The sequence below is a fragment of the Methylobacterium sp. E-041 genome (assembly GCF_022829665.1).
GTDB lineage: Bacteria > Pseudomonadota > Alphaproteobacteria > Rhizobiales > Beijerinckiaceae > Methylobacterium.
The window spans coordinates 37,362-62,458 of the sequence record NZ_JAKSYQ010000067.1 but is presented as its reverse complement, the minus strand read 5'-3'; the positions used below and the strand labels follow the sequence as shown (position 1 = coordinate 62,458).

The 25,097-nt window shown below is 72.7% G+C and carries 22 protein-coding genes; 10 read left to right on the top strand and 12 right to left on the bottom strand.

Features of this window, described 5'->3' with window-relative positions; all coding sequences use genetic code 11:
* The first annotated feature begins 138 nt into the window (after positions 1 to 138).
* Complete coding sequence (locus tag MKK70_RS06140) at positions 139 to 1,002, top strand: C40 family peptidase (RefSeq protein WP_243946363.1); 864 nt, start codon at positions 139 to 141, stop codon at positions 1,000 to 1,002.
* A 199-nt stretch (positions 1,003 to 1,201) separates the two neighbouring features.
* Here MKK70_RS06140 and MKK70_RS06135 read toward each other — a convergent pair whose 3' ends face one another.
* From MKK70_RS06135 to MKK70_RS06120, 4 genes are read right to left on the bottom strand one after another with little or no spacing between them, the layout of a single operon-like run.
* Positions 1,202 to 1,687 (bottom strand): low molecular weight phosphatase family protein, encoded by a 486-nt coding sequence (locus MKK70_RS06135; protein ID WP_243946362.1) that lies wholly within the window; start codon positions 1,685 to 1,687, stop codon positions 1,202 to 1,204.
* A gap of 56 nt (positions 1,688 to 1,743) precedes the next feature.
* Positions 1,744 to 2,268 (bottom strand): UPF0262 family protein, encoded by a 525-nt coding sequence (locus MKK70_RS06130; protein WP_243938788.1) that lies wholly within the window; start codon positions 2,266 to 2,268, stop codon positions 1,744 to 1,746.
* Positions 2,269 to 2,281: 13 nt separating this feature from the next.
* Positions 2,282 to 3,577, bottom strand: coding sequence for a histidinol dehydrogenase (hisD, locus tag MKK70_RS06125; protein WP_147727382.1), 1,296 nt, complete (start codon positions 3,575 to 3,577; stop codon positions 2,282 to 2,284).
* Positions 3,578 to 3,615: 38 nt separating this feature from the next.
* Positions 3,616 to 4,050 (bottom strand): DUF2948 family protein, encoded by a 435-nt coding sequence (locus tag MKK70_RS06120; RefSeq protein ID WP_147843311.1) that lies wholly within the window; start codon positions 4,048 to 4,050, stop codon positions 3,616 to 3,618.
* Positions 4,051 to 4,340: 290 nt separating this feature from the next.
* On the opposite strand from MKK70_RS06120, the gene MKK70_RS06115 reads away from it, so the two are divergent.
* A complete protein-coding gene (locus tag MKK70_RS06115) occupies positions 4,341 to 4,664 on the top strand; it encodes a hypothetical protein (protein WP_405041724.1) in 324 nt (107 codons plus the stop codon).
* Positions 4,665 to 4,904: 240 nt separating this feature from the next.
* Here MKK70_RS06115 and MKK70_RS06110 read toward each other — a convergent pair whose 3' ends face one another.
* The 3 genes from MKK70_RS06110 to MKK70_RS06100 form a co-directional block, all read right to left on the bottom strand.
* Positions 4,905 to 7,061, bottom strand: coding sequence for a methyl-accepting chemotaxis protein (locus tag MKK70_RS06110; RefSeq protein WP_243946361.1), 2,157 nt, complete (start codon positions 7,059 to 7,061; stop codon positions 4,905 to 4,907).
* Positions 7,062 to 7,287: 226 nt separating this feature from the next.
* A complete protein-coding gene (gene murA / locus MKK70_RS06105; RefSeq protein ID WP_147729280.1) occupies positions 7,288 to 8,577 on the bottom strand; it encodes a UDP-N-acetylglucosamine 1-carboxyvinyltransferase in 1,290 nt (429 codons plus the stop codon).
* A 362-nt stretch (positions 8,578 to 8,939) separates the two neighbouring features.
* Complete coding sequence (locus MKK70_RS06100) at positions 8,940 to 9,149, bottom strand: hypothetical protein (RefSeq protein ID WP_147859898.1); 210 nt, start codon at positions 9,147 to 9,149, stop codon at positions 8,940 to 8,942.
* Between the two features lie 362 nt (positions 9,150 to 9,511).
* On the opposite strand from MKK70_RS06100, the gene hemA reads away from it, so the two are divergent.
* Positions 9,512 to 10,846, top strand: coding sequence for a 5-aminolevulinate synthase (gene hemA, locus MKK70_RS06095; protein WP_147859897.1), 1,335 nt, complete (start codon positions 9,512 to 9,514; stop codon positions 10,844 to 10,846).
* A 27-nt stretch (positions 10,847 to 10,873) separates the two neighbouring features.
* Here hemA and MKK70_RS06090 read toward each other — a convergent pair whose 3' ends face one another.
* Positions 10,874 to 11,446, bottom strand: a complete 573-nt coding sequence (locus tag MKK70_RS06090) for a DUF2059 domain-containing protein (protein ID WP_243946360.1) — start codon at positions 11,444 to 11,446, stop codon at positions 10,874 to 10,876.
* A 159-nt stretch (positions 11,447 to 11,605) separates the two neighbouring features.
* On the opposite strand from MKK70_RS06090, the gene MKK70_RS06085 reads away from it, so the two are divergent.
* Positions 11,606 to 12,163 (top strand): DUF4337 domain-containing protein, encoded by a 558-nt coding sequence (locus MKK70_RS06085; protein ID WP_147729230.1) that lies wholly within the window; start codon positions 11,606 to 11,608, stop codon positions 12,161 to 12,163.
* A 10-nt stretch (positions 12,164 to 12,173) separates the two neighbouring features.
* Here the strand turns inward: MKK70_RS06085 and MKK70_RS06080 are convergent, their stop codons facing one another.
* Both MKK70_RS06080 and MKK70_RS06075 read right to left on the bottom strand, forming a co-directional pair.
* A complete protein-coding gene (locus MKK70_RS06080; RefSeq protein WP_243946376.1) occupies positions 12,174 to 12,479 on the bottom strand; it encodes a hypothetical protein in 306 nt (101 codons plus the stop codon).
* Positions 12,480 to 12,571: 92 nt separating this feature from the next.
* Positions 12,572 to 13,651, bottom strand: a complete 1,080-nt coding sequence (locus MKK70_RS06075; RefSeq protein WP_243946359.1) for an acyltransferase family protein — start codon at positions 13,649 to 13,651, stop codon at positions 12,572 to 12,574.
* Between the two features lie 413 nt (positions 13,652 to 14,064).
* Between MKK70_RS06075 and MKK70_RS06070 the strand changes: the two genes are divergently transcribed.
* The 4 genes from MKK70_RS06070 to MKK70_RS06055 all read left to right on the top strand — a co-directional run bounded on the left by MKK70_RS06070 (position 14,065) and on the right by MKK70_RS06055 (position 19,766).
* Positions 14,065 to 14,304: a DUF6894 family protein gene (locus MKK70_RS06070; protein WP_147728815.1), complete on the top strand. Its 240-nt coding sequence runs from the start codon at positions 14,065 to 14,067 to the stop codon at positions 14,302 to 14,304.
* 353 nt (positions 14,305 to 14,657) lie between these two features.
* Positions 14,658 to 16,877 carry a TonB-dependent siderophore receptor gene (locus tag MKK70_RS06065; RefSeq protein ID WP_147728816.1) on the top strand — a complete coding sequence of 740 codons (2,220 nt, stop codon included), beginning with the start codon at positions 14,658 to 14,660 and terminating at the stop codon, positions 16,875 to 16,877.
* Positions 16,878 to 17,475: 598 nt separating this feature from the next.
* Positions 17,476 to 19,050, top strand: coding sequence for a murein L,D-transpeptidase (locus MKK70_RS06060; protein ID WP_243946375.1), 1,575 nt, complete (start codon positions 17,476 to 17,478; stop codon positions 19,048 to 19,050).
* Positions 19,051 to 19,232: 182 nt separating this feature from the next.
* On the top strand, positions 19,233 to 19,766 hold the full coding sequence (locus tag MKK70_RS06055) for a Dps family protein (protein ID WP_147729700.1): 534 nt from the start codon (positions 19,233 to 19,235) through the stop codon (positions 19,764 to 19,766).
* Positions 19,767 to 19,823: 57 nt separating this feature from the next.
* Here MKK70_RS06055 and MKK70_RS06050 read toward each other — a convergent pair whose 3' ends face one another.
* Together MKK70_RS06050 and MKK70_RS06045 are read right to left on the bottom strand one after the other, a co-directional pair.
* Positions 19,824 to 20,186, bottom strand: a complete 363-nt coding sequence (locus MKK70_RS06050; protein ID WP_243946358.1) for a helix-turn-helix domain-containing protein — start codon at positions 20,184 to 20,186, stop codon at positions 19,824 to 19,826.
* A 12-nt stretch (positions 20,187 to 20,198) separates the two neighbouring features.
* On the bottom strand, positions 20,199 to 22,844 hold the full coding sequence (locus tag MKK70_RS06045; RefSeq protein WP_243946357.1) for a bifunctional acetate--CoA ligase family protein/GNAT family N-acetyltransferase: 2,646 nt from the start codon (positions 22,842 to 22,844) through the stop codon (positions 20,199 to 20,201).
* Between the two features lie 666 nt (positions 22,845 to 23,510).
* Here MKK70_RS06045 and MKK70_RS06040 point away from each other — a divergent pair.
* Both MKK70_RS06040 and MKK70_RS06035 read left to right on the top strand, forming a co-directional pair.
* Positions 23,511 to 24,002, top strand: coding sequence for a MucR family transcriptional regulator (locus MKK70_RS06040; protein WP_147844642.1), 492 nt, complete (start codon positions 23,511 to 23,513; stop codon positions 24,000 to 24,002).
* A 298-nt stretch (positions 24,003 to 24,300) separates the two neighbouring features.
* Positions 24,301 to 25,071, top strand: a complete 771-nt coding sequence (locus tag MKK70_RS06035) for a restriction endonuclease (RefSeq protein WP_243946355.1) — start codon at positions 24,301 to 24,303, stop codon at positions 25,069 to 25,071.
* Positions 25,072 to 25,097 lie beyond the last annotated feature (26 nt).

Here is a 25,097-nt window from a genome sequence, read left to right as displayed (position 1 = left end):
CCGTCTCAAGCAGCACGACGATGCGTCGAAATGGCGCGGGAGGAGACGCGTCCCGTGGCGTGGTTCGGTCACCGCGGCCCGCGATCATGAGCCCCGAGACGCCCGCAGATTCCGAGACAGCCGCAGCCCCGAGCCGTGATGACGAGCCCGCCGACCGCGATCCACGATCCGCGCACCACGCCGGCCCGGCCGGACCTCGCCGACATCCGCCTGCGCGGCGCGGTCGAGGCGGCGCGCTTCGTCGCCGGCGAGCCGCGCCGGGTCGTGGTCCCGGCCGCCCCGCTTCGCCGGATGCCGCGACCGGAGGCCGGGCTCGAGACCGAGGCGGTGATGGGCGACGCGGTCGCCGTGTACGAGGTCGGCGACGGGTTCGCCTGGGTCCAGCTCGTGCGCGACGGCTATGTCGGCTACCTGCCGGCGGCGAGCCTCGGCCCGGCCGACCCGGCCCCGACCCACCGGGTGACGGCCCTGCGCAGCTTCCTCTACCCCGCCCCCGACATGAAGCGCCCGGCGCTCGGCCATCTCGGGCTCGGGGCGCGGATAACGGTCGCAGACACGGCCGGCGACTTCGTCCGGGTCGGCGACGCCTTCGTCTTCGCCGCCCACTGCGCGCCCCTCGACCGCACGGTGCCGGACTACGCGGCCACCGCCGAGCGGCTGGTCGGGACGCCCTACCTGTGGGGCGGGCGCACCAGCCTCGGGCTCGACTGCTCGGGCCTGGTCCAGCTCTGCCTCGATCTCGCCGGCCTGCCCTGTCCGCGCGACGCCGACCAGCAGGCCGGCGCCGTCGGCCGCGCCCTGCCGATCGGCTTCGACGGCCTGCGCCGCGGCGACTTCGTCGACTGGCGCGGCCATACCGGCCTGATGCTCGACGCCGACACCCTGATCCACGCCAACGGCCATCACATGGCGGTGGCGGTCGAGCCCCTGCGTCGGGCGGCGGAACGGATCGCCGCCAACAGCTACGGCGCGATCACCGGGATGCGCCGGCTGGAGGCGTGAGGGCGCGACTTCCCCGCCGCACACCGATCGTGTCGACCACCTCGCGCCGAACGGGTCCCCTCTCCCAAACGGGAGAGGGGACCCGCGCTTTGCCGGCAAAACAGGTGAGTGCGGCAGACCTTCGCGCGGGATGCGCCGCGATCGGTTCGCGCGGCGGGGAAGCGCCAGATCGACCGCGGAGCCTCCCGCGCCGCGTCCCCTACCCCTTCAGCCGCATCTTGATCCGGTAGGTCAGCCCGTCGCGGACGTCGCGGTAGGCGTCCATGCGCTGCTCGCGGGAGGCGTCCTGGAGGATGGTCGGGTCCGCCGTCTGCCAGTACTCGACGTCGGCCGCCAGGGTGTGGGTCATCGCCAGCGCCTTGTGGTGCGCTTCGGGGGCCAGCGTCACGATCAGGTCGAAGTTCAGCCCCTCCCACTCGTCGAGCTCCTCGATGGTGCGGGGCCGGTGCTTCCTGGCGTCGATGCCGATCTCGTCCAGCGCCGCGACCATGAACGGGTCGACCGGCTCGCCCGAGCGCACGCCGGCCGACTGCACGTAGATCGACTTGCCGAAGTAGTGGCGCGCGATCACCTCCGCCGCGGGCGAGCGCACGGCGTTGAAGTTGCACATGAACAGCACCGACTGGACCCGGCGCTTGCGCGGCACGACGAGGTCGCCGGGCGGAGGCGGGACGAGGACGTCCATCGCGCGGGGGCTCTCAGCGTCTGTGCCGGTGTGGGCGTCGGCGGCGCAGGCCCACCTCAGCCCTTCCAGTGCAAGGCGAAGACCAGGGTGAACAGCCGCCGGGCGGTGTCGTGGTCGAGGTCGACCTTGCCGGCCAGGCGCTCCCTCAGGGTCTCGGACGCCTCGTTGTGCAGGCCGCGCCGGCCCATGTCGATCGCCTCGATCTGCGTCGGGGAGGCGGTGCGAATGGCGTTGTAGTAGCTCTCGCAGATCATCTCGTAGTCGCGGATCACCCGGCGGAACGGGGTCAGCGACAGCAGGTGGGTCATCACCGGGTCGCCCGTCGGGGACAGGATCGCGAAGGAGAGCTTGTTCTCGACGAGCCCGAGGTTGAGCGCGTAGGGCCCGGTGCGGCCCGGGATCGCGAAGTGGTTGTCCTCGAGGATGTCGAAGATCGCGATCGCGCGCTCGTGCTCCTGGTCGGGGTTGCCGCGGCCGATCGAGTCCTCGTCGAGCGTGACCCCGATCAGGCGATCCGTGCCCTTCCCGGCCGGCTCGGCCCGCTTCTCGACCCCCGTCCCACCCCCCTTGACCTCCGACATCGTGCGCGTGCCTTCAAAGGTTCAGCCGGATCGCGACGGAGCGGGCGTGCCCCTCGAGGCCCTCCGACCGGCCCAGCGTTATCGCCGCGGGGCCGAGCGCCCGCAAGCTCTCCGGCGTGCAGGCCAGGATCGTGGTGCGCTTCATGAAGTCGAGCACCCCGAGGCCGGACGAGAACCGCGCCGAGCGCGCGGTCGGCAGGACGTGGTTGGGGCCGCCGACGTAGTCGCCGATCGCCTCGGGCGTGTGCGAGCCGAGGAAGATCGCCCCGGCGTTGCGGATTTTTCGCGAGAGCGCCTCGGCGTCCTGCGTCTCGATCTCCAGGTGCTCCGGCGCCAGGCGGTCGACCAGCGGCACCGCCTCGTCGAAGCTGCGGACCCGGACGATCGCGCCGTAGTCGCGCCAGCTCGCCCGCGCGATCTCCTGGCGCGGCAGGGTGGCGAGCGCGCGCTCGACGGCGGATTCCGCGGCCTCGGCCAGCGCGGCGCTGTCGGTGATCAGGATCGACTGGGCGGCGACGTCGTGCTCGGCCTGGGCCAGCAGGTCGGCGGCGATCCAGTCCGGGTTGGCGTGGCCGTCGGCCAGGATCAGCACCTCGGAGGGGCCGGCGATCATGTCGATGCCGACCTGGCCGAACACCCGGCGCTTGGCCGCCGCGACGTAGGCGTTGCCGGGCCCGACGATCTTGGCCACCGGCGCGATCGTCTCGGTGCCGTAGGCCAGCGCCGCCACCGCCTGCGCCCCGCCGACGCGATAGACCTCGTGGACGCCCGACAGGTGCGCGGCGGCGAGCACCAGCGGGTTCGACTGCCCGTCGGGCATCGGCACCACCATGACGATCCGCGGCACCCCGGCGACGCGGGCGGGAATCGCGTTCATCAGCACCGAGGACGGGTAGCTCGCCGTGCCGCCGGGCACGTAGAGCCCGACCGATTCGAGCGCGGTCCAGCGCCAGCCCGAGGTGACGCCGAGGGCGTCGGTGGTCCGGCGGTCGCCCGGGACCTGCTCGGCGTGGAACGCCTCGATCCGGGCGGCGGCGAACCGCAGCGCCTCCAGCGCCTCGGCCGGGCAGGCTTCGAGCGCCGCCGCGATCTCGTCCGCGGTGACGCGCAGGGCGGACGCGCCGAAGCCGTCGCCGAGCCGGTCGAATGTTCGGGTGTAGTCGACCAGCGCCGCGTCGCCGCCCTTCACCACGCCGGCGATGATGGCGCGCACGGTCTCGTCGACGTCCTCCGAGATCTCGCGCTTGACCGTGAGCAGCCGGGCGAAGTCGTCCGCGAAGGTCGGGTCGCTGCTATCGAGGCGGATCATCGGGCGCTTCTTCTGGTGAGGGCGTGGGACGCGACGGCTCAGGCCGACGGGCCGGAGGCGGGCGCCGCGTGGCCCGGGCGGCTGTCGGCCTCCCAGACCGGCCCGAGATCCTTCATCCGCGCCTCGATGCACTCGACGTCGAGGCGGATCGCGGCCTGGCCGGAGAACAGCAGCGTGACGATGCCGGACGGCGCCTCGGTCTCCTCGAAGGTGATCGCGAGCAGGCTCAAGCTGGCATCCCCCGGCGTCAGGCCGCGGGTGCGGACCCCGAGCACGCGCTCGAAATGCAGGCCGGCGAGCCGCCGCCGCGGCGTCTCCGGCGCCTGCCAGTCGAACCGGCGCAGCGCCAGCACGAAGCGGTGCTCGGCGGCGAGGAAGGTGAGGTCGGCCACGTTCAGCACCGCATCCTGAAGGTGGGCGGAGATGACGGTGAGGTCCTCGGCGTCGAGGGCCGCGAGCTTGAGGAGCTCCATGTCGGGGGGCCGCTCCGGGGGAGGTTTCACGGGAAACATTTTCGCCCGCGTCAGTAGCGAGGCCGGCCGGTTCCGGCAACCGCAGGCCGTCGTCGCAGGCCGAGGGCGGACGGGGCGGCGGCCGTGCACCATGCCGGACGATTGTGGCGGCCGATGCGCAGTCTGCCGCGTTGAGCGTCGGGGCCGCCGGGCGGACAGCCGTTGCGCCGGCCTCAGCCGACGTTCAGGCAGCCCCGCGTAGACACCCGGTCGACCCCACGTCGACCTCGGACCGGAGACGGACACACCTTATGACCATGAAGCGCCTCACCCTCGCGGCCATCGCCGCCCTGACCCTCGGGACGACCCTCGGCGCGACCGTGGCGAGCGCCCAGTACTACGATTACGGCGGCCCGCGCCGGTTCGACCGCGGCTACGACGACGATCGCCCGCGCCGCCGCGACTACGACGAGGATCGCTACGACCGTCGCCGCGACGACTTCCGCGGCGGCCGCGGCGGCAGCATCTGCGTCACCGCCCGCGGCAACTGCGTCACCCGCCCGGCGCCGTTCAACTCGTCCTGCGGCTGCGAAGTCCCGGGCTTCGGGTTCAAGCGCGGCGCCATCGGCCGCTGATCGGAAGGCTTCCCATCGGCAAGGGGCCGTCCAGCCATCCGGGCCGGGCGGCCCTTCTCGTTTCGGACGCCCGTCGATCGGGATTCCACCCGCGACTTCGTCCCGAGGCGCGCCCGCCAGGCGGACGCCGCGACGGATGCGGGTGCGGGCGGGCGACGGAGCGTCCCCTCCCCCGGCCGCCGATCGGCGCGCCCCGGCGAGGGGGAGCCGGCCCGAGTCCTGAAAGGCGGCCCGCTTCGCTCAGGCGGCGCGGACGCCCGCCAGGAAGGTGCCGATCTCGGCGCGCAGCCGCGCCGACTGGTCGGCGAGCTCGTCGGAGGCCAGCAGCACCGCCGCGACCTCGGTGCCGGCGGCGTCCGCCGCGCGGGCGACGGCGGCGATGTCCGCCGTCATGGCGCCGGTGCCGGCCGAGGCCTGGCCCATGTTGCGCACGATCTCCTGGGTCGTCACGCCCTGCTCCTCCACCGCGGCGGCGATGCTGGTCGCCACATGGTTCATCGCGTCGATCCGCCCGGTGATCGCGTGGATCGCCCCCGAGGCCTCCCCCGCGGCGGCCTGGATCGAGGCGATCTGCTGGCCGATCTCCTCCGTCGCCCGCGCGGTCTGCGCGGCGAGGTCCTTGACCTCGGCCGCCACCACCGCGAAGCCGCGGCCGGCCTCGCCCGCCCGCGCCGCCTCGATCGTGGCGTTCAGGGCCAGCAGGTTGGTCTGCCCGGCGATGGTCGAGACCAGGCCGACGACGTCGCCGATCCGGGTCGCGGCCGCGGCCAGCGCATCCATGGCGACCTGCGTGCGGGCCGCCTCGCGCACCGCGCCGTCCGACATCTCCGCCGCCTGCTCGACCTGCCGCCCGATCTCCTGGACCGTGGCCCCGAGCTCCTCGGCCGCCGCGGCGACGGTGTTGACGTTCCGGGCAGTCTCGTGGGCGGTGCTCGCGACGCTGCTCGACCGCTGCGAGGTGCCCGCGACCGCATCGCGCATGCCGCCCGAGGCGACCTGCAGGCCGGCCACCGAGCCGGCGACCCGCGCGACGATGCCGCCGACCGACCGCTCGAAGCGCTCGGCGAGGTCGCCGAGGAGGGCGCGGCGCGCCTGCGCCTCGCGCAGGCGCGCCGCCTCGGTGGTCTTCAATTGCTGCGCGGCTTCCTCGAGGGAGACGTCGCGGATCGTCACCACCGCCCGGGCGATGTCGCCGATCTCGTCGCGCCGGCCGCTGCCGGGCACCTGCTCCAGCGCCTGCCGGGCGGCCAGGGCCTTGAGCGCGGCGGTGAGCGCGCCGAGGGGCCGCGCGATCGACCGGGCCAGCAGCAGGCCGAGGATGGCGGTGCCGGCCAGCACCCCGAGCCCGACCAGCGCCAGCGTCCGCGACAGGGTCGAGACGGCGCCGATCGCCTCGTCGAGGCTCTGCTCCGCGATCACCGTCCAGGGCGCGCCGAGCACCGACACGACCGAGGACGCCGCCAGGTGTCGGCCGTCCGCGCCCGAAAAGTCGAACGGCCGCCCCTCCGCGAGGCGGGCCGGGGCGATCCCGAGCGCATCGAGGGGGCTGCCGGCCTTGGCGTCCGGGTTCAGCGGCGGCCGGGTGCGCAGCAGGCCGTCGGCGCCGGTCGAGAGCGTCTGCCCGGTCTCGCCGAGGCCGGTGCGCTTCGACAGGGTGGGGTCGAACAGGGCCGGCCCGACCCGCATCACGACGTAGCCGATGCGCTCGGCCGCCTGCGCCGTGCCCATGGCGACGTTGGCGCGCTTCGTCACCGCGCGGCCGATGAAGGCGGAGGGCCCGGCATCGACCGGATAGGCCGCGAAATCCTCGAACAGGGCGGCCTCGGGGTCGGCGGCCTTCAGGCGCTCGAACAGCCGCGCCAGCCCGGTTCCCCGCAGCGCCGGATCGGAGACAGGCCGCGCGAAATCCTCGCCCTTGGTGGTGGTGTAGACGATGCGCCCGCCCTCATCGAGCACCATCAGGTCGGCGTAGCCCGCCTGCGCCAGCAGCTTGCGGGCGACCTCCTGCACCTTCGCGTGCCGGCGCCCGTACATCGTGTTGGTCGCCGTGCCGTCGAGCGCGATGCGCGCCGCCGCCGTCTCCGGCGCCCGGAAGGCGGCCAGGAGGCCGGCATAGTCGGGCTTGGACGGGTCGAGGGTCTCGATCAGGTCGGCGACGTTCGACACCACCTGCGGGTGCGCCGCCACCGTGAGGAAGTCGGCCTGCATCCGGTCGGCGACCAGCTCGACCCCGTCGCGCCGCGCGTCGGCGGCAAGCTGCAGCCGCTCGCGCGCCGCCTCCATCAGCCCGGCGCGGGCCTGGTGCCAGCTGAAGCCGCCCATCGCCGTGGCGCTGAGGAGCGCGAGCCCGATGGTCATGGCGGGCAGGCGCGCCTCGAGACGTGAGAATGCCGACATCGATCCGTCTCGAAAATGCTCGGAGAGCTTGAGCCGGTCCTTAGGCAGGCGCGAGTTAAGATTCCCTGCTCGTGCGAGCCGCACGAGACAAGACGACGATCCTATAAAACCGTATCGATTGGGATTATCGGCGGTCTTCGCAGCCGCATCCGCCCGCGCTCGACTGCCCGGGCCCGGCCCGCGCCGCGCGAATGCAGGCGGGCGGGCGCTCGATACGGCGGGCGATTCAGGCCCGCACGCGCTCGATCCGCGCGCCGCAGCGGGCGAGCTTGGCCTCCAGCGCCTCGAAGCCGCGGTCGAGGTGGTAGACCCGGTTGATCTGGGTCTCGCCCTCGGCCGCCAGCCCCGCGATCACCAGCGACACCGAGGCGCGCAGGTCGGTCGCCATCACGGGCGCGCCCTTGAGGCGGTCGACGCCCTCGACGATGGCGAGGTCGCCCTCGAGGCGGATCCGGGCGCCCAGGCGCGCCAGCTCCTGCACGTGCATGAAGCGGTTCTCGAAGATGGTCTCGCGGATCTGCGACTGGCCGTTGGCCAGGGTCATCAGCGCCATGAACTGCGCCTGCAGGTCGGTGGGGAAGCCCGGGAACGGGTCGGTGGTCACGTCGACCGCCGCGATTCCCGCCCCGTTGCGCCGCACCCGGATGCCGCCGGGAACCTGGGTGATCTCGGCGCCGGTGGTGGAGAGGATGTCGAGGGCCGAATGCAGCAGGTCGGCGCGGGTGTTCTCCAAGACCACGTCGCCGCCGGTCATCGCCACCGCCATGGCGTAGGTGCCGGTCTCGATCCGGTCGGGCAGCACCTCGTGGCGGGCGCCGTTCATGCGGGCGACGCCCTCGATCACGATGCGCGGGGTGCCGGCGCCCTGGATGCGGGCGCCCATCTTGGTGAGGCACTCGGCGAGATCCACCACCTCCGGCTCGCGGGCGGCGTTGGAGATCACCGTGGTGCCGTAGGCGAGGGAGGCCGCCATCAGCGCCACGTGGGTGCCGCCGACGGTTACCTTCGGGAAGTCGATCTCGGCGCCGCGCAGGCCGTTCTTGGTCTTGGCGACGACGTAGCCGGCATCGATCTCGATCTGCGCGCCGAGCCTCTCCAGCGCCATGATCAGGAGGTCGACCGGCCGGGTGCCGATGGCGCAGCCGCCGGGGAGCGAGACCTTGGCCTCGCCGAAGCGCGCCAGCAGCGGCGCGACCACCCAGAAGCTCGCCCGCATGGTCGAAACCAGCTCGTAGGGCGCCGTGGTGTCGATGACGTTGGAGGCGGTGAGCCGGATGGTCTGGCCGGTCTCGGTGGTCTGCCCCGGGCGCTTGCCGACCACCATGTGGTCGACGCCGTGGTTGCCGAGGATCCGCGTCAGCGCGGCGATGTCGGCGAGCCGCGGCACGTTGGCGAGCTCCAGCGTGTCGCCGGTGAGAAGGCTCGCGATCATCAGCGGCAGGGCGGCGTTCTTCGCCCCCGAGATCGGGATCGTGCCGTTGAGCGGCACGCCGCCGGTGATGTGGATGCGGTCCATGGTCTCGTGATCCTCACGCGCCGCGCTTCGTCCCGCGCGCCGCCGGCCCTGCCCCTCGGGCGCTCGCCGCCCATGCTCGAGCGCAGCCTATAGGCGAGTTTTGTCCGAAAGGGGACCGCGCCGGCGCGCCGGGTCTTTGCTCGGTTCGCAGGCCGGCCTCGGAGGCGGGAGCATCGCGGCGCCGATCCGCGCCGCCCCTTCCGCTTCGCCCCGGACGATCCGGGAAGGACCCGGCCCGGCGACGGGACGCAGGCCCCTGCCGAGCCCGGCGAAACGCGTCCCGCCTCATCCAAGTGACGTCGCGGAGGAGCCGGCTCGACGGGCTCGGGCTGCGGACGCAGCGCCGATGCCTCGCGTGCCGCCTACGACGACGGCGCGTCCGACGGGGCCGGGTCGCGGTCGTCCGGCGGCTCGGCGGCGTCCTCCGCCGCGACCTGCCCCTCCTCCTGCGCCGCCTCTTGCCCCGCCGCCGGCTCGCCCCGGCCGCGGACCTGGCGCTTGCGCCGCCGCAGGTTCTCGCGCAGGGCCGCCTTGAGGCGGGCGGCCCGGGCCTCGTCGTTCTTCGTCGTCATGCGTCACGCGACCCATCGTCGCCTTCGACTCCTAGATCGTCCGCCGGCACCTCACAATCCATCCGTCGGGGCGATGGCCCCGGCGGCGTTCAAAGGGTCGCTCGAATGCCGGCGGCGGCCCCCCGTCGGCCTGCAAGGCAGGGATGACGCCCCGTCACCTTGAACCGATTCCAGATCCGGCTGTATCTTCCGGTCCGACGGCGCCACGCGACGCCGCCGGATTCCTCTCCACCCGATGCGCGATCGGGCGCGCCGGACCGTACCGGTCCTCGGCCGCGCCTTCCCGCATCCCGAACAGGCCCGGCCGACGACGATCCCGCGCCTCGGCGCATCCGACGCCCGGCCAGCCCCCAAGGACATCCATGCCCGAGACCCGGCCCGCCTCCACACCGGCCCCCACGCACGCGCACGGTTCCGAACGCGGCCCGGGCTCCGTGCAGGGCCAGATCGCGGCGCGGCGGGTGGACTACGAGGCGCATTTCCGCGGCGCGCTGGAGCGCCTGCACGGCGAGCGCCGCTACCGGGTGTTCGCCGACATCGAGCGCATCGCGGGCCGCTTCCCGATCGCGAACTGGCGCCGGCCGGACGGGGCGACCTCGGAGATCACCGTGTGGTGCTCGAACGACTACCTCGGCATGGGCCAGCACCCGGAGGTGGTCTCCGCGCTCACCGACACGGCCAAGCGCTGCGGCGTCGGCGCCGGCGGTACCCGCAACATCGCCGGCAACAACTCGCCGCTGGTCGACCTCGAGCGCGAGCTCGCCGACCTGCACGGCAAGGAGGCGGGCCTGGTCTTCACCTCGGGCTACGTCTCGAACCAGGCCGGCATCTCCACCATCGCCAAGCTGATCCCGGACTGCCTGATCCTGTCGGACGCGTTCAACCACAACTCGATGATCGAAGGCGTGCGCCACGCGGGCTGCGAGAAGCGGATCTTCCGCCACAACGACCTCGCGCACCTGGAAGCGCTGCTGGTCGAGGCGGCCGGCCGCAACGTGCTGATCGCCTTCGAGAGCGTCTACTCGATGGACGGCGACGTGGCGCCGATCGGCGCGATCTGCGACCTCGCCGAGCGGTACGGCGCGATGACCTACCTCGACGAGGTCCACGCGGTCGGCCTCTACGGGCCGCGCGGCGGCGGCATGGCCGAGCGCGAGGGCGTGATGCACCGGGTCGACGTGATCGAGGGCACGCTGGCCAAGGGGTTCGGCTGCGTCGGCGGCTACATCACCGGCTCGGCCGCGCTCTGCGACGCGGTGCGGAGCTTCGCCCCCGGCTTCATCTTCACCACGGCGATCCCGCCGGCGATCGCCGCCGCCGCGCGCGCCTCGGTGCGCTACCTCAAGCGCTCGACGGCCGAGCGCGAGGCGCACCAGCGCCAGGCCGCCGCGACCAAGCGCGCGCTGGAGGAGGCCGGCCTGCCGGTGCTCGCCACCGAGACGCACATCGTGCCGGTGATGGTGGGCGACGCCGAGCTGTGCAAGGCAGCCGCCGACCACCTGCTCGAGCGCCACGCGATCTACATCCAGCCGATCAACTACCCGACGGTGCCGCGCGGCACCGAGCGCCTGCGCATCACCCCCTCGCCGTTCCACGACGCCGCCCGCATCGCCACCCTGACGGCGGCGCTGGTCGAGACCTGGGACACCCTCGACCTGCCGCGCGCCGGCACGGTGTTCGCGCAGGCGGCGGAGTAGGCGGGCGCCGCCGGAAGAGCCGGAGGCTCAGTTCGGCTTCGGCTTGTTCCCGCCCGGCACCCAGCCGTGCGCCTCGGCGGTCGCGGCGAGCTTCGCCTGCATCTCGCCGGCCAGGCTGCCGATCCAGTGCTGCATGCCCGTCAGCTGCGCCTGGGCCAGCTGCGGCTGCGCCTTGGCCATGTTGCGGCCGGCCGGCGTGTCGTAGAACGCGGCGATGGCCTCCAGGTCCGCCTTCGACAGCACGGCCGCGAACGAGATCGCCTGCAGGTTGAGCAGCTCGTCGTAATGCTCGGAGAGGATCGGCATGATCACCTCCTGCACCATGACCTTGGCCCGATCGGGCTGCTTGAGCCCCATCTGCTGGACCATCGCCGTCATCGGCGCGGTCATCGCCTGGAGCGTGGTGTCGCGATCGCCCTGGGCGCGGGCGACCACCGCCTTTGCCGCCGCCAGGCGGGCCGGATCGAGGGTGACTTGAGGCGTGACCTGGGAAGGGACTTGGGGAGCGACTTGGGGAACCGCCTTCTGCGGCGCCTGGGCGCGGGCGGGTCCCGCCAGCCCGAGGGCGAGGGCCATGAAGGTGAGGCTGGCGATGCGCATCACGCGTCCTCCGGAGACGAAAACCGCCGGCCGCGAATCGGGCCGCGCCGAAGCATAGGCGGTGCCGGCGGATCGGCCTAAAAGCTCGGCCGCGTTGCATCCGCGCGCCGGATGCGCTGTGACTGCGCCCGCACGAATCGAACGGGGAGCGTTGAGCGGATGTCGGGTGGTCACGGAGCGGGCGGGACGTCGAACAAGCGCGTCGCGCTGCTGATCTCGGTGCTGGCGCTGTTCCTCGCGTTCAGCGAGACGCTGGGCAAGGCGGCGCAGACCGACGCGATCGGCGCCAACGTCGAGGCGGCCAACCAGTGGGCGTTCTTCCAGGCGCGCACCATCCGCGCCACGGTGCTCAAGACCGCCGACGAGGCGGTGGCCCTGGTGCCGCCGGGGCCGAACCAGGACGCGATCGCGGCCAAGCGCGCCGAGTGGGCGAAGACGATGGCGCGCTGGGATTCCGAGCCCGCCACCGGCGAGGGGCGCAAGGAACTCGCCGAGAAGGCGAAGACCGCGCAGAACAACCGCGACCTCTCGCTGCTGCGCTACCACCATTACGAGCTGGCCTCGGCCGCCTTCCAGATCGGCATCGTGCTGGCCTCGGCCGAGGTGATCACCGGCATCGTCGCCCTGGTCTTCGCCGGCGGCCTGCTCGGCGCGGCCGGCGCGGTGCTGCTCGGCTTCGGCTACCTCGCGCCGCACGCCCTGCCGTTCCTCCACTGAGGGGACGGCCTCACCGGTCGCCGAACCAGTCGTCGAACCCCGGCTCGATGCACCGGTAGCCGACGAAGCAGCTCGGGTCGGTGCGTGTCGGCGCGTAGGCGGATCGCGTCACCTCCGTCGCCTCGCAGAAGCTGCGGTCGCGGACGAAGCGGTCGTAGGTCGGGCCGCCGGTGCCGAGCACGATGCCGCCGGCGCGGGCGACGGCGCCGCGGGCCTGCGCGCAGGTGAGCGTCGTGGTGTCGACGCGCTGCGCCTGAGCCGGGCCGGCGGCGGCCAGCAGGCCTGCGGCGAGCAGCAGGGGGACGGCGAGAAGCAGGGGAGCGGCGATCGGCGGGCGGGTTGCGATCGGGCGGCGCACGGGCGGTCTCCTTCGGTGTGCCGGAGGAACGCCGCGGGCCGCCGCGCGGTTCAGGCCGCCCGGCGCGCGGGGTCGGCGAGGCTCGGCTCCGGCGGCCGGCCGGACGGGGCGAGCAGGCGCCGGCGCAGCCGGGCGCAGGGGCGCTCCACCGCGACCTGCATCAGCGCGCAGAGGGCGAGCGTCGGCACCAGGCCGGCGGCGATCAGCACGAGCGGGCCCGAGCCCGGCCGCAGGTGCAGCAGCAGCGCGATCACCGTCGGGTGCACCAGGTAGAAGCTGTAGGAGTACAGCCCGAGCCGGCGCATCGGCGCGGAGCCCAGGGCCCGCACGACCCATCCGCGCCCCTGAAGCGCCGCCGAGAACGGCACGAGCAGCGCCGCGCTCTGCAGGGTGTAGCGCAGGGTCTCGCGGAAGGCGGGGTCGCGCACCGCGAGGGTGGCGAGGATCACGGCGCCCGCCGCCGCCACGTGCCAGGGTTTCGGCCGCCAGGCGCGGTCGGCCGGGATCACCGGGTTGTTCCACAGGCCGAGGCAGCAGCCGAACAGGATCGCGTCGATGCGGGTGTGGGTCCAGGAGTAGTTCAGGCTGTAGTCGGCGAGCCGCCACACGTTGAGGCCGCGGATCGCCAGCACCGCGCCGCACAGCGCCAGGCACGCCACGGCCGCCCGCCGCGGCGACAGGCGCCCGAGCCACGCGAGGTAGGCCAGCGGGAACAGCAGGTAGAAGTGCTCCTCGATGGCGAGGCTCCACAGCGGCACCGGCAGCACCCGCTCGGTGCCGAGAAGGTCGGGATAGTTCGTCAGGAACGTCGCCTGCCCGAGCACCGCCGCCGCGTCGACCGGCATCCAGTCGAGCAGCCCGAGCCCGTGGAGCAGGCCGGACAACGCCAGCGCCAGGTACATCGGCGGCAGGATGCGCAAGCTTCGGCGCAGGTAGAACGCCGGCAGCGAGACCGTCCCGGTCCGCCCCCGCTCGATCCGCAGCAGCGTGGTGATCAGGTAGCCCGACAGGAAGAAGAACACCGTGACGCCGAAGCCGCCGGGCACGACGTGGCTCAGCCCGCAATGGGCGACGTAGACGACGGCGATCGCCAGCGCCCGAACCCCGTCGAGCTGCGGCAGGTAGGGCATCGCGGGCGGGACCGGGGCGGTGGGGCTCGGGATGGCAGGCTCCTCGCGGATCTTTCGACGATCGCCGGACAGGACAAGCAGGAAACCGGAAATTTTCCGTCCGCGCCATCCGCGCCGGCGCCGGAGGCGGGCGCCGCATCGTCCCTCCCCTTTCGTGGGGGAAGGGTGGGCCTCGGCTCACGCCAGGGTCGGGAAAGGAGGGACGAGGCGCGCGAATCTCCGCGAGGCTATCGCACCGTCCGCACGGGGATCGGGCCAATACATCGGCCGGTTCGTGCGCCGCCGCCGCATGCGACACTCGCGCGGTTGCCGTCCCGGTCGGGATGTATACGATTCTGCCATCGCGGCCCCAGTATTCGGCGCTCCGCGCCTGAGAGACGGATGCGCTCCCGCCTTCCACGCGTGGACAGCCTGTGCCCCGCTACTTCTTCGACATCCACGACGGCTTCCACCAGCGCGACGACGTGGGCACCTTGTGCGAGGACGTGCAGGCCGCCGCGCTCCAGGCCAAGCGCCTGCTGCCCGCCATCGCCGTCGACGAGAGCCCGGCCGAGGGCGAGCGCCAGACCATCACCGTGGTCGTGACGGACGAGGACGGATACGCCGTCTACTCGGCCGCCCTCGCCTTCGTCGGCACCTGGCTCCTGCGCTGACCGCGGCGCCTGCGCTGACCAAAGACCTGCGCGCGCAGCTTGACCCTGTGAAAGGCCGCGAAGGGCGGTGAACGGAAGTCGGCTTGGCGCTGGAAAGCCGACGTTCGATTTCCTCCCCCGCTCGCTCGGCTCGCGCCGGCGGGCGCGGCGCAGGTCGCTCACGGCCCGAACCCTCTCGGATGCCCTGCGCCTCGGCCTCGACGAGGGGCATTCGCCCACTTTGAATTTAGAAGATTTTCAGATTTGAACCGTTTTAAGTGTGTGATCTATAACACGTTTTTGGCTTGCTCGCGGATCCGTGAAGGACGATCACACGGGTACTGCGCTCGTCCGAGCGCGCGCCAGCGTGATCCATGTCCCACCGCTCCTCGCTCCTCCCCGTCCTTCTCACCACCACAATCCTCGCCGGTCCCGTGGTGGCACAAGATGGCACCGTTCAGCTCAACGAGATCTCGGTCGAGGCGGTGGGACCCGGCAACGCCGCGCCGGCATCGGCCGGCTCCGGCGGCCTCAACGTCAGCGCCGGCGACGGCGGCACGGCCGCCACCAGCGGCGGCGGTGGCGGCCCCTCCGGGATCACCGGCTACACCGCGCGCGTCGCCACGGCCGCCACCAAAACCAACACCCCGCTGATCGAGGCCCCGCAATCGGTCTCGGTGGTCACCCGAGAGCAGCTGAACGACCGCAACGTCCAGACGTTCACCGACGCGGTCAACTACGTCCCGGGCGCCATTTCCGCCCGGTCGGGCTTCGACCCGCGCTTCGATCAGATCTTCATCCGCGGCTTCGACGTGCTCACCAACCAGGGCATCTATCGTGACGGCCTGCGCGTGATCGGCAGCGGCTTCGCCTTTCCCAAAAGCGAGCCCTACGGCGCCGAGGCGCTGACCATCCTCCGCGGCCCGGCCTCCGGCCTCTACGGCCTCGGATCGCCCGGCGGCATCCTCGATATCACGAGCAAGCGCCCCGTCTTCGTGCCGTTCGGCGAGGTGCAGTTCCAAGCCGGCAGCTTCGGACGCTTCCAGGGCAATTTCGACGTCGGCGGCCCGGTCGAGGGTTCGGACGGCACCATGGCCTACCGCCTCACCGGCGTACGCCGCGAGGCCGGCACCTTCATCGGCCTCGGCACGAACGACGACCAGCTCAACATCGCGCCCGCCTTCACCTGGAAGCCGTCGGCCGACACGACGTTCACGTTCCTGAGCGAGTTCCAGGTCACCAACACGCCGGCGGCGACGTTCTTCTACAACGACCCGGGCTTCCGGGTATCCAACTTCTACCAGGGTGATCCGCGCTTCATCGGCCTCGACCAGACTCAGTATCGGGTCGGTTACGCCTTCGAGCATTTCTTCACGCCGGACCTGGTTTTCCGCCAGAACTTCCGGCATTACGGGCTGTTCCTCAGCGCGAAGTACGTCGATATCAACAACGTCAACGACGCGCGCACGATCGGCACCCGCGACACCGGCTATATCCGCGAGGGCCTGGTGCAGCAGACGCTGGACAACCAGCTGGAGGCGCGCTTCGCCACCGGCCCGGTCGCTCACACCGTGGTCGGCGGCGTCGACTACGCCCGGTACAGCCTGAGCGCGCGCTTCGGCTTCGGCCTCGCCCCGGACCTGAACCTCACCACCCGGAACTACGGCCAGCAGTTCATCGCGACGCCGCCTCTTGGGTCCGCCTCGCGCCAGACCCAGGATCAGGTCGGCGTCTACCTGCAGGATCAGGCCAAGTTCGGCGACTTCATCCTGACCGTGAACGGGCGCCACGATTGGGTCTTCCAGGACAACTACGCCACGCCCGACAGCGCGGTCTCGCGCCAGGACAACAGCGCCTTCACCGGCCGGGTCGGCCTGGGCTACGTTCTGGCGCCAGGGCTGGTTCCGTACGCGAGCTATGCCACGACCTTCACCCCGCAGGTCGGCCAGGACCGAAACGGACAGGCGTTCAAGCCGGCCACGGGCGACCAGATCGAGGCGGGGGTGAAGTACCTGATTCCCGGGACCAACATCCAGACGGCGTTTGCCGGCTTCGACATCAACCAGTCGAGCATCCTGATCCCCGACGCGAGCAACATCGCGTTCCAGACCGCTGGCGGTGCCGTACGCTCGAAGGGCTTCGAGGCCGAGGCGACCGCCAACCTCGCGCCGGGCACGAACCTGACCATCGCCTACACGCATGTCGACATCCGGTTCGTGAACTCGACCTCGTTTGCCGGCGAGTCCCTCAACGGGAACCGCGTCTCCGGCATCCCCAGCGACACCTACGCGTCGTTCCTGACTTATGCCTTCCCGCCCGCCTCGGCCTTGCGCGGGCTGCAGATCGGCGGCGGCATCCGCTACATCGGCTCAAGCTACGCGGATGATCAGAACACCGTGCGCAATACCGCCGTGACGCTCTACGACGCCCTCGTTGCCTACGACTTCGCCGCGCTCGACCCGAAGTACAAAGGCTTCCGCGCGCAGATCAACGGCTACAACATCTTCAACCGAAACTACACGACCTGTTCGTTCGGTTTCTGCAACTTCAATCAGCCGGCAACGGTCATCGGCAGCCTGATCTATCGGTGGTGAGAAGGCTCGCCTCCGGCGGTCGGGGATCGAGACGCCGCGCGCAGCGCCGACACGACGACCGAAGTCCGCATGGTGGCCTGCACTCGAAACGACGTGTGGGCGAGGCCGTGACGCGCCCGAGATCGGCCTGACCCCGAGCCACCACGCCCCCTTTGCCTCGCTCGACTCCCGAAGCGCGCAGCGTCTCGGCCTGAAACCGTCGCGGTCGCGTCGGCATCGGCCGTATGTCCGCAACCGTGGCGGCCTGATCCTTCCCGGTCGCCAGGACCTCGGTCGCCAGGACGAAGTGCTCGCTTGGGACGGCGACAGCCTCGATCTCGCTCCTGTCGAGCGACTTCTGCCCGTCATGGCCGATCGGCACGCTTCGATGCCGCGAACGATGGAACGTATGAGCGGTGGAGAGAGGGTCGCATCGGGCGCCGACCATACGGGCGGTCGGCAGATCTTCCGCGGATCTGAAACGCATCGAACGTGACCCTCGCGCAGCCAAGCCGATGGGGGCCGAACCCTCGGGCGGCCACAAGGGATCGGTAACCATCGGGCCGGCATGATCCGGCTCGGAACCGCCCGGTCGCGGGACCGAGATCGGGGTTGCGTGATGTTCTCTGCCGCCTTCCTGCGCGCGGGCCTGTCGCCGCTGGCGCTCGCCGCCGCGCTGAGCGCCGCGGCCGCGCAAGGCGCGCCGCCGCCCGCCGCGATGCCCGCCCCGGCGCAGCCCGCGCCCGCCCTGCCCGCCGTGCCGCCATCCGCGCCGCAGGGCGTGCCGGCGTCGGCACCGCTCGCGGCCGCCGCCCCGGAGGCGGCGTCCCGCGAGGCGGGGAAGCGCAGGCCCGAGCCGGAGCTGGTCTACGCCACCGTCTCGGCCGACCCGCGCCCGACGCTGACGCAGAAGACCTTCACCGACACCCTGCGCGCGGCCGACCTGTACCAGGCCTTCGCCGATGCCGGCGGCTGGGCGCCGGTGCCCGAGAGCACGGTGTTCAAGCCGGGCGCGTCGAACCCGGCGATCCCGGCGCTGCGCCACCACCTCACGCTCACCGGCGACCTGCCCGCCGACGCGCCCCCGAGCGACCGGCTCGATCCGCCGCTGGTCGCGGCGGTGACGGCGTTCCAGGCCCGCCACGGCCTGCCGGAATCCGGGCTGATCGGCCGGCTGACGATCGCCGCGCTCAACGTGCCGGCCTCCGTCCGCCAGCGCCAGCTCGCGGCCTCGGCGGCGCGGCTGATGGGCTCGAAGTTCCCGTTCGGCGAGCGCTACGTCGTCGTCAACATCCCGGCGGCCACCGTCGAGGCGGTGGAGAACGGCCAGGTCGCGCGCCGCTACGTCGCCGTGGTCGGCAAGCCCGACAAGGCGACCCCCAGCGTCGAGACCCGGATCACCGACATCAACTTCAACCCGACCTGGACGGTGCCGGTCTCGGTGGTGAAGAACGAGATCATCCCGCGGATGCGCAAGGAGCCGGGCTATCTCGCCAAGAACCACATCCGCATCCTCGGCCCCGGCGGCGTCGAGGTCGACCCGACGGCGGTGAACTGGAACACCGAGAAGGCGGTCGCCTACACGCTGCGCCAGGATTCCGGCTTCGATAACTCGCTCGGCCAGGTGCGGATCGACATGCCGAACCGCTTCGCGGTCTACATGCACGACACGCCCTCGAAATCGCTGTTTTCCCGCAACGTCCGCTTCCACAGCCACGGCTGCGTCCGCGTCGGCGGGGTCAAGGAGCTGGTCGGCTGGCTGCTCCAGGGCGTCGAGGGGCCGAACGGGCCGGGCTCGGCCTGGGGCCCGATCGAGATCGAGACCGGCATCGCCGACGGGGAGCGCCGCGACCTCAAGCTGGTCAAGCCCGTCCCCGTCACCTTCGTCTACCTCACCGGCTACGCCACGCCGGACGGCCGCGTCCATTTCCGCGACGACATCTACGGGTTGGATACGCCGGGCGGACCGGTGCCCTCGGCGGCGACCGAGCCGGCCGCCACCGGCGCGATCGCGCCGCGCGCCACGATCCGCCCGGCCAAGCCCGACCAGCGCCCGCCGGTGGCCGCCGACCTCAAGCCGGCGGTCGCGCCCCGGGCTGCCGTACCCGCGCCCGCGCGGCCGGCGCCGCGACCGCAGGCGACGCAGCTCGGCGACGGGCCGGCCCCGCGGCCGCCGGGCGCGATCCCGAACTGAGCGGACCCGCGCCGCCGCCTGGAATGGTTCCAGCCTGTGCACCGGCGGCACCCCTGCCCCGCGCCGCGGACCGGCCCTGGAACAATCGCCGCCACCGCTCATTCTGCCGGGTGAGGGATGCCGGGGCCGTCGCGGCGGCCGCCCGGCGTTCGCCCCCGACAGACCCAAACGGAGCGACCACCATGGCGAAGGCCAAGCCCATCACCCGCATCGAGAGCGATCGCCTCAACACCCCGACCGACCTCGACCCGGCCGACACCAAGAAGATCGCCGAGGGCCTCGCGGTCCTGACCTCGGACCTGTTCGCGCTCTACATCAAGACCAAGAACTTCCACTGGCACATGAGCGGCCCGAACTTTCGCGACTACCACCTGCTGCTCGACGAGCAGGGCGAGCAGATCTTCGCGATCATCGACGACGTGGCCGAGCGCGCCCGCAAGATCGGCGGCACCGCGCTGAAGTCGCTCGGCCAGGCGAAGTCCCTGACCCGCGTCGCCGACAACGACGCGGAGTACGTCTCGCCGCTCGACATGCTGCGCGAGCTGCGCGACGACAACAAGACGCTCACCGCCAACATGCGCGAGCTGCACGAGGTCACCGACGAGGCCAACGACGTCTCGACCACCTCGCTGCTCGAGGAGTGGATCGACCAGTCGGAGGAGCGCACCTGGTTCCTCTACGAGTCGACCCGCAACGCCACCGAGGGCGGCCACTGAGCCGTATCGCGTGACGCGAGACGCGGCCCCGCTTCCGATGAGGAGGCGGGGCTTTTTTCATGGCGCCCGCGGCGTCCCGAGCACCCGCAGCGCATGGGCGGGATCTGCGGCCACCAGGGTCAGCAGCGTGCGCGCCGCGGGATCGGGCGGCGTGCGGCCCTGTTCCCAGTTCCGCACCGTCCCGATCGGAACCCGGAGCAGGGCGGCGAAAGCGGCCTGCGTCAGGCCCAGGGTCCGCCGCAGGTCGTGGAGAGGCGGAACCAGCCGGTAGCCCTCGGCCTCCGTATCGGGGTCGTCGCCGTCGGCGACGGCCTGCGCGCGGATCTCCGCTTCCGTCGTCGCCAGGATGCGCGCGCGGTCGATGTCCGGCGGCGACGCGAGGAGGTCCGTCAGCGATGTCCGAGCTGATGTGCGAGTCATGGCCGTCTCCCCTCACCCCCGCAACCCCAGCCGCACCTTCACCACGCCGACGTCGTCCGGGTCGCGGCTCTGCGCGAAGCCGAGGCGGCGGCACACGGCGAGCATCGCGCGGTTCTCGGCGAGCACCGTGCCCTCGACGGTGCCGATGCCCTCCGAGCGCGCCCAGTCGAGCATGAGCCGCATCAGGGCGAGCGCGAGGCCGGTGCCGCGGGCCTCGGAGCGGACGAGGATCGCGTACTCGCCGCTGGTGCCGTCGGCGTTGGCGTGCAGGCGCACCGCCCCGAGCATGCGCTTCGCCCCCTCGCCGGCGCCCGCCTCGGTCTCGTCGAGGGCGACGAAGGCGATGGCGCGGGCGTAGTCGAGCTGGGTCAGGCGGGCGAGGAAGGCGTGGCTGAAGTCGCGCACCGGGGCGAAGAAGCGCAGCCGCACGTCCTCCGGGTCGATCGTGGCGAAGAAGGCCCGGAACAGCGGCTCGTCCTCGGGCCGCACCGGGCGCACGGCGATCGCCCGGCCCTTCAGCGTCAGCGCCCGCACCCATTCGGCGGGATAGGGCCGGATCGCGAAGCGCGGATGGCCGCCGGCCCGGCGCGGGCTGGCGCGCAGGCGCACCCGGGCGTCGAGGGCGACGACGCCGTCGGCGTCGGCGAGCAGCGGGTTGATGTCGAGCTCGCGCACGTCCGGCAGGTCGGCGGCGAGCTGGGCGAGCTTCACCAGCGTCAGCGCGATCGCGCCGCGGTCGACCGCCGGCACGTCGCGATAGGCGGCGAGCCGCCGGGCGACGCGGGTGCGGCCGATGAGGTCGTCGGCGAGCGCGAGGTCGAGGGGCGGCAGGCCGAGGGCCCGGTCGTCGATCACCTCCACCGCCGTGCCGCCGCGGCCGAACACCACCACGGGCCCGAAGACCGGATCCTCGGCGAGCCCCGCGATCAGCTCGCGGCGCTGGCCCTTGCGCACCATCGGCTGCACGGCGAACCCCGTGACCCGGGCATCGGGCCGCTCGCGCCGGGCGCGCACCAGGATCTTCCGCGCGGCGTCGCGGACGTCCTGCTCGCTGGTGAGGTCGAGGTGGACGCCGCCGATGTCGGACTTGTGCACCACGTCGGGCGAGACGACCTTCAGCGCCACCGTGCCGCCGGCGGCGATGATCGTCCAGGCGGCCGCCGCCGCCGCGTCGATGTCGGGGGCGAGCGTCAGCGGCACGGTCTCGATGCCGTAGGCCGCGAGCAGGCCGGCGACCGCGACCGGATCGAGCCACGCCGCCCCCTGCCGCAGGGCGGCGGCGACGATCGCCTCGGCGGCCGCGGTGTCGGGCGAGAAGTCGCGCGGCAGCGAATCCGGCGTGCGCATCAGGTCGTCCTGCGCCTCGCGGTAGCGCACCAGGTGCAGGAAGCCCTCGATCGCCTCGGAATCGGTGGCGAAGTGCGGGATGCCGGCGCCGGCCAGGATCGCCGCGGCCGCCTCGCCGTGGGACACCGCGAAGACCGGCTTCTTGCGCGCCTGCCCGCGCCGCGCCCGCGTCACCGTGTCGGCGACGGCCTGCGCCACCGCGGCCGCGTCCGAGCGGGCGGTGGGGACGTGGACGGTCAGCACCGCATCGCCGGCATGGTCGGCCAGCATCGGCGCGAGGGCGGCGGCGTAGGCCGGCCCGTCGGCGGTGATGCCGAGATCGACCACCGGCCCGTCCGCCGGGACGCCGCCGCGGTCGGCGAGCCGGTCGGCGGCGAGCAGGCCGATGCCGCGGCCGTTGGTGAGGATCGCGAGGCGCTTGCCCGCGAACGGGCGCTGGTGCGACAGGCTCTCGGCGGCCGAGAACATCGCGTCGAGATCCTCGACCGCGAGCAGGCCCGCCCGGCGGAACGCGGCGGCGTAGACCGCGTCGGGCCGGGCCAGGGCGCCGGTATGGGTCTCGGGGTTCCGCCCGTCGCGGGCATGGCGGCCGGCGCGCAGGATCACCACCGGCTTGGTGCGCGCGGCGGCGCGGGCGGCGGACATGAAGCGGCGGGCGTCCGACACCCCGTCGAGGCACAGCAGGATCGCCCGGGTGCGCAGGCAGTTGGCGAAGTGGTCGAGGCAGTCGGCGATGTCGACGTCGCAGGCGCTGCCGAGCGCCATCACCGCCGAGAACCCGGCTCCGTGCCGGGCGCCCCACTCGACGATCGCCCCGGCGACCGTGCCCGATTGCGAGACCAGGGCGAGGTCGCCCGCCCGCGGCGCGCGGGCGAGCAGGCTGGCGTCGAGCCGGTGGCCCGGCACCGCGAGGCCGGCGCTGTCGGGCCCGAGCAGGCGCAGGCCGTGCTCCCGCGCGATCCGCGCCGCGCGCGGGCCGGGATCGTCCGGCTCGGTGCCGAGGCCGGCGGTGAGCAGGATCGCGGCGCGCACGCCCGCCCGCCCGGCCTCCGCGACGATCCCGGGGATGCTCTCGGGCGGGCTCGCCACCACGGCGAGGTCGGGCACCGCCGGCAGGTCGGCGATCCGCGCCACGCAGGGCACGCCGTCGGCCTCGGCATCCTGCGGGTGGACCGGGTGGACCGACCCGGGAAAGCCGCCCGCGCGGATCTTGTCGAACACCGCGCGCCCGAGCGAGCCGGCGCGGGCGCCGGCGCCGACCACGGCGACCGAGCGCGGGGTGAGCAGGGCCTCGAAGCGGTAGGTGCTCACGCGGGGCCTCCGAGCGGGGGGCCGGCCGCCCGGCGGAAGGCGGTCACGGCCGGTCCATCGGCATCATGCGATCCTTCTCGTCTGCCCGCCCGGTCGCGAATCGACGGGGGCGGGCCGATCGTCCGGTGCGCCCGCCTCTTCAACAGAGCAACCCGCGCCAGGGCAAGTCCTCATGTCGGCGCGCGCGGCGGCACGACCGGTCGCGCGGGTGCGGCCGCGCGGACCGGCGGCTCGGGAGCACCGGCAGGCCCTGGCCGCTCCGCCGCGGCCCGCGCAGGATCGCTCGCGATCTCGTTGCGGACACAACGAAGTTTTCGCGCCCGAGGCCGGAATCGAACGAGGGTATTGGCGCGCCGGGACGGAAAAGCAGGCGACTAATACCGAATCCGCGAAGGCTCCGGCCGTCTCGACGACCGGCTCCGCCATTGGACACCAGCGCCGCAGGGGGTCGGACTGGACTCCGGGTGCGGCGCTACACTCGTTTTTTTGTGTTGGAAGCCTTTCTATCAAGTTTAATCGAACGGAAACAGACCTTGCGCATTGCGTTGAGATGTTAGACATCATAGCCGCCTTGCCTGAACAAGCTGGCGTCAGCTGAAAATTTCCCAACCCTTGGGCTGCGTTGACGTCGGACGTGTCGAGGGAAGTCGGACCGGGGAACGATCGATGATGAACGACAACGGCATGGAACCGGATTACATCGCTCTGGCGGCAGAGATCGTGTCGGCCTTCGTGAGCAAGAATTCCGTTCCGGTCCCGGAATTGAACGGGCTCATCGTCTCGGTGCACACGACGCTGGCCCAGCTGGGGAACGGCGCCGCCGCCGAGAAGGTCGAGCCGCCGACGCCCGCGGTCTCGATCAAGCGCTCGGTCACGCCGGACTTCATCATCTGCCTGGAGGACGGGAAGAAGTTCAAGTCGCTGAAGCGCCACCTGCGCACGCGCTACGACATGACCCCCGACGCGTATCGCACCAAGTGGAACTTGGCGGCCGACTACCCGATGGTCGCGCCGAACTACGCCGCCGCCCGCTCCGAGCTCGCCAAGACGATGGGCCTCGGCCAGCAGCGTCGCAAGACCCGCGGCAAGGCCGCGCCCGAGGCGGCCGCCGCTCCGGCCCCGCGCCGCAGCCGAGGCCGCAGCGCCGCCGAGGGCTGATCGCTGGGTTCTTCCGATCGCCCGACCGGGCCCGGCAGAACCCGCGTCCCGTCCCCTATGGGAGACGGGCGGGTTGCGGGGCACGACCCGTCCGGGTGGGTCATGCCCCTCGCCCCGGCCCTCTCCCCGCGAGGGGGAGCCGGACAAAGCGACGCGATCCGCTCGCGGGCGCCCGCCCCCGGGAAATCCACAGCTTTCCGCGGCGCTCGCCGGGCCGATTCAGGGATCGGGCATCGCCGGGTGCGATGGCTGTCGGCGAGGAGCCGGCCGGTGGGGCCGGCCGCGTGAGGCGTCGTTCATGCCCGGCCAGCCCAGCCTCGTCGCCCGCCTGTTCTGGATCGCGGTGGTCGGCGGCGGCCTGTCGCTCCGGTACGGGCGCGGCGGCCTCCTGCTCTCGGGCGCGGCGCTCGGCCTCGTCCTGCTGCGCCATCTCGCGCGGCCCCGGCGCTTCCGCGCCCGGGTGCGCAAGCTCGCCCGCCGCCACGCCCGGACGCTCGCCCTGCGCCGCCGGCAGGAAAGCTTCGTCGACGCCTACGGCAACCGCATCGTCGACGGCTGGCTGCGCGAGCGCGACTACTTCGTCGCGCGCACCGTGGTGCCGGACCTGACCGCGCGCGGCTTCGCGGACCTGTGCGCGGCGCGGGCGGACACGATCCTGTCCATCGTCGAGGCGGTGGCCGAGGCGGTGGACCTGCCCGAGGACGACGCGGCGCCCGAGGAGGGCGTGCCCTACGAGCGGTTCTGCGCCGCGCGGCTCGAGCGCGCCGGCTGGCGCACGCACCCGACCCCGGCGAGCGGCGACCAGGGCGCCGACATCGTCGCCGAGCAGGGCCGCACCCGCCTCGTCGTGCAGTGCAAGCGCTACGGCCGCCCGGTCGGCAACGCCGCGGTGCAGGAGGCGGCCGCCGCCGCCCGCTACTGGTCCGGCGACATGGCCGCCGTGGTCACGAATGCCGGCTTCACCCCCGCCGCCCGCAAGCTCGCCGCCGCCACCGACGTGCTGCTGCTGCACCACGACGATCTCGACGACCTGCGCCCGATGCGGACCGTCCTGGCCGCGCGGGGCTGACGGCTCTTCTCCTCTTCCCTCCCCCG

Excerpts from the sequence above, each read along its gene's own strand:
- MKK70_RS06135 (WP_243946362.1), bottom strand. The coding sequence starts at position 1,687 with ATGGACGTCCTCGTCCCGCCTCCGCCCGGCGACCTCGTCGTGCCGCGC.
- MKK70_RS06040 (WP_147844642.1), top strand. The coding sequence starts at position 23,511 with ATGATGAACGACAACGGCATGGAACCGGATTACATCGCTCTGGCGGCA.
- hemA (WP_147859897.1), top strand. The coding sequence starts at position 9,512 with ATGCCCGAGACCCGGCCCGCCTCCACACCGGCCCCCACGCACGCGCAC.
- MKK70_RS06130 (WP_243938788.1), bottom strand. The coding sequence starts at position 2,268 with ATGTCGGAGGTCAAGGGGGGTGGGACGGGGGTCGAGAAGCGGGCCGAG.
- MKK70_RS06090 (WP_243946360.1), bottom strand. The coding sequence starts at position 11,446 with ATGCGCATCGCCAGCCTCACCTTCATGGCCCTCGCCCTCGGGCTGGCG.
- MKK70_RS06065 (WP_147728816.1), top strand. The coding sequence starts at position 14,658 with ATGTCCCACCGCTCCTCGCTCCTCCCCGTCCTTCTCACCACCACAATC.
- MKK70_RS06050 (WP_243946358.1), bottom strand. The coding sequence starts at position 20,186 with ATGACTCGCACATCAGCTCGGACATCGCTGACGGACCTCCTCGCGTCG.
- MKK70_RS06140 (WP_243946363.1), top strand. The coding sequence starts at position 139 with ATGACGAGCCCGCCGACCGCGATCCACGATCCGCGCACCACGCCGGCC.
- MKK70_RS06035 (WP_243946355.1), top strand. The coding sequence starts at position 24,301 with ATGCCCGGCCAGCCCAGCCTCGTCGCCCGCCTGTTCTGGATCGCGGTG.
- MKK70_RS06085 (WP_147729230.1), top strand. The coding sequence starts at position 11,606 with ATGTCGGGTGGTCACGGAGCGGGCGGGACGTCGAACAAGCGCGTCGCG.
- murA (WP_147729280.1), bottom strand. The coding sequence starts at position 8,577 with ATGGACCGCATCCACATCACCGGCGGCGTGCCGCTCAACGGCACGATC.
- MKK70_RS06060 (WP_243946375.1), top strand. The coding sequence starts at position 17,476 with ATGTTCTCTGCCGCCTTCCTGCGCGCGGGCCTGTCGCCGCTGGCGCTC.
- hisD (WP_147727382.1), bottom strand. The coding sequence starts at position 3,577 with ATGATCCGCCTCGATAGCAGCGACCCGACCTTCGCGGACGACTTCGCC.
- MKK70_RS06120 (WP_147843311.1), bottom strand. The coding sequence starts at position 4,050 with ATGGAGCTCCTCAAGCTCGCGGCCCTCGACGCCGAGGACCTCACCGTC.
- MKK70_RS06100 (WP_147859898.1), bottom strand. The coding sequence starts at position 9,149 with ATGACGACGAAGAACGACGAGGCCCGGGCCGCCCGCCTCAAGGCGGCC.
- MKK70_RS06110 (WP_243946361.1), bottom strand. The coding sequence starts at position 7,061 with ATGTCGGCATTCTCACGTCTCGAGGCGCGCCTGCCCGCCATGACCATC.
- MKK70_RS06115 (WP_405041724.1), top strand. The coding sequence starts at position 4,341 with ATGACCATGAAGCGCCTCACCCTCGCGGCCATCGCCGCCCTGACCCTC.
- MKK70_RS06055 (WP_147729700.1), top strand. The coding sequence starts at position 19,233 with ATGGCGAAGGCCAAGCCCATCACCCGCATCGAGAGCGATCGCCTCAAC.
- MKK70_RS06075 (WP_243946359.1), bottom strand. The coding sequence starts at position 13,651 with ATGCCCTACCTGCCGCAGCTCGACGGGGTTCGGGCGCTGGCGATCGCC.